The organism is Microbacterium sp. (assembly GCF_030149085.1).
Classification (GTDB): Bacteria; Actinomycetota; Actinomycetes; order Actinomycetales; family Microbacteriaceae; genus Microbacterium.
Genome location: NZ_JASBSF010000052.1, coordinates 1 through 1,854, shown reverse-complemented (window position 1 = coordinate 1,854; position 1,854 = coordinate 1). Strand labels below are relative to the sequence as shown.

General features: G+C 65.5%; 3 protein-coding genes. All 3 read right to left on the bottom strand.

The genetic code is table 11. The annotated features are described in order from the left end of the window. A partial coding sequence (locus Q1V87_RS02110; protein ID WP_300590647.1) for a GTPase occupies positions 1 to 209 on the bottom strand: 209 nt, incomplete at its 3' end. Continuing rightward, complete coding sequence (locus Q1V87_RS02105) at positions 206 to 1,549, bottom strand: hemolysin family protein (RefSeq protein WP_300590646.1); 1,344 nt, start codon at positions 1,547 to 1,549, stop codon at positions 206 to 208. The genes Q1V87_RS02110 and Q1V87_RS02105, both read right to left, overlap by 4 nt. Beyond that, the coding region (ybeY, locus tag Q1V87_RS02100; protein ID WP_300590645.1) for an rRNA maturation RNase YbeY at positions 1,546 to 1,854 on the bottom strand (309 nt) is incomplete at its 5' end. The genes ybeY and Q1V87_RS02105, both read right to left, overlap by 4 nt.

Here is a 1,854-nt window from a genome sequence, read left to right as displayed (position 1 = left end):
GGGGTGTCGACGATCACGATCTGCCCGCCGGGGCGGTTCAGGATGCCGCGAATGGCGCGCCGGGTGGTCTGCGGCTTGTCGCTGGTGATCGCGATCTTCTCGCCGACGAGGGCGTTCATGAGCGTGGTCTTGCCGACGTTGGGGCGCCCCACGAAGGTCACAAAGCCGGACCGAAAATCAGAGCCGGACCGATAATCGCTGGCGCTCACGAGCGCACCTTCCGTTCAGATGATGTCTCGGATGTCGCGGCCGAGCCCTCGTCGTCGGCAGCTGCGTCGCCTTCCGCGTCGGTCGCTAGCGGAATGCGTTCCACGAACACGGTCGTGATGCCTCGACCCTTGCCGCGGGAAGCGCCGCCGGTGATTCGCAGGCCTTCGAACTCCGTCACCGCACCGGGCTGCGGTACCTTGCCGAGTTGCTTGCCCAACAGTCCCCCGATCGAATCGACCTCGTCGTCCTCGAGATCGAGGTCGAAGAGCTCCCCGACCTCCGCCAGCCCCAGTCGGGCACTCACGCGGTAGCGTCCCTCGGCAACTTCGGCGATCTCGGTGGCCCGCGGGTCGAATTCGTCGGCTATCTCTCCGACAAGCTCCTCAATCAGATCCTCGAGGGTCACGAGGCCCGAGACCCCGCCGTACTCATCGACCACCATGCACACGTGCACGGCCTCGCGCTTCATCTGCTGCAGCAGGGTCTCGGCTCGCATGGACTCGGGGACGAACACGGCAGGTCGCGCGAGCTGTGAGATCGCAGCAGCGCGCCATCCTGCCTCATCGCGGTACGCGAACTGCACCAGGTCTTTGAGGTAGAGCATCCCGATGACGTCATCGGCTTCGTCGTCGACGACCGGAACGCGCGAGACTCCCTTGTCGAGGAACAGCTCCATCGCGTCCTTGGTCGTCGTGTCAGCGTCGACAGTCACCATCTCTGTGCGCGGAATCATGACCGCCCGCACATAGGTGTCGGTGAAGTCGAACACGGAGTGGATGAGCTCGCGGTCATCCTCTTCGATGAGGTCTTGAGACGCCGCCTCGTCGACCATGCTGAGAAGCTGCTCTTCCGAGGCGAACGAGGATCCCCGAGCAACACCCGGGGTGACGCGATCGCCGAGCGCGACGAGACCGTGGGCGAGGGGGCCCAGCACGATGCGCATCGCACGGATGACGGGAGCGGCGCCCCGGAGCAGCCCCTTCGCGTGCAGGCGCCCAACACTGCGCGGGCTCGCGCCGACCACGACGAACGAGATCCCAGTCATGATGATCGCTGCAGCAAGCATCGCCCACCAGATGCTGTCGAACAGGATCGTCAGCGCAACAGTCACGAGCACCGCCGCGGTGGTCTCGGACAAGACGCGCATGAAGCCAGAGGCGTTCGCGTGCGCCGCAGGGTCATCGGCGATTCCGCGGATGAACGCGGCATTGCGCCCGGACTGACTCATCTCCTCGAGGTCTGAACGGGAGGTCACTCCGAGTGCTGCATCCACCGCCGCCATCAGACCACCGAAGGCGACCAGGAGGGCTGCCGCAGCCAGCAGGAGGGCCGCGGTCACGGCTTGAGACGACGGCGTTCTGCCGCGTGGAATCGGACGATGAGGTCTCGCTGGAGAGCAAACATCTCTCGCTCTTCCGCCGGTTCGGCGTGGTCGAAACCGAGCAGGTGCAGCAGACCGTGGGTGGTGAGCAGGATCAGTTCGTCCATCGTGGAGTGACCTGCGGCCTGAGCCTGGGTCTCAGCGACCTGCGGGCACAACACGATGTCACCCAGCAGACCCTCGGGGGTCGGCGCATCTTCCGTTCCCGGGCGCAGTTCGTCCATCGGAAAGCTCAGCACATCCGTGGGGCCGGGTTCGTCCAT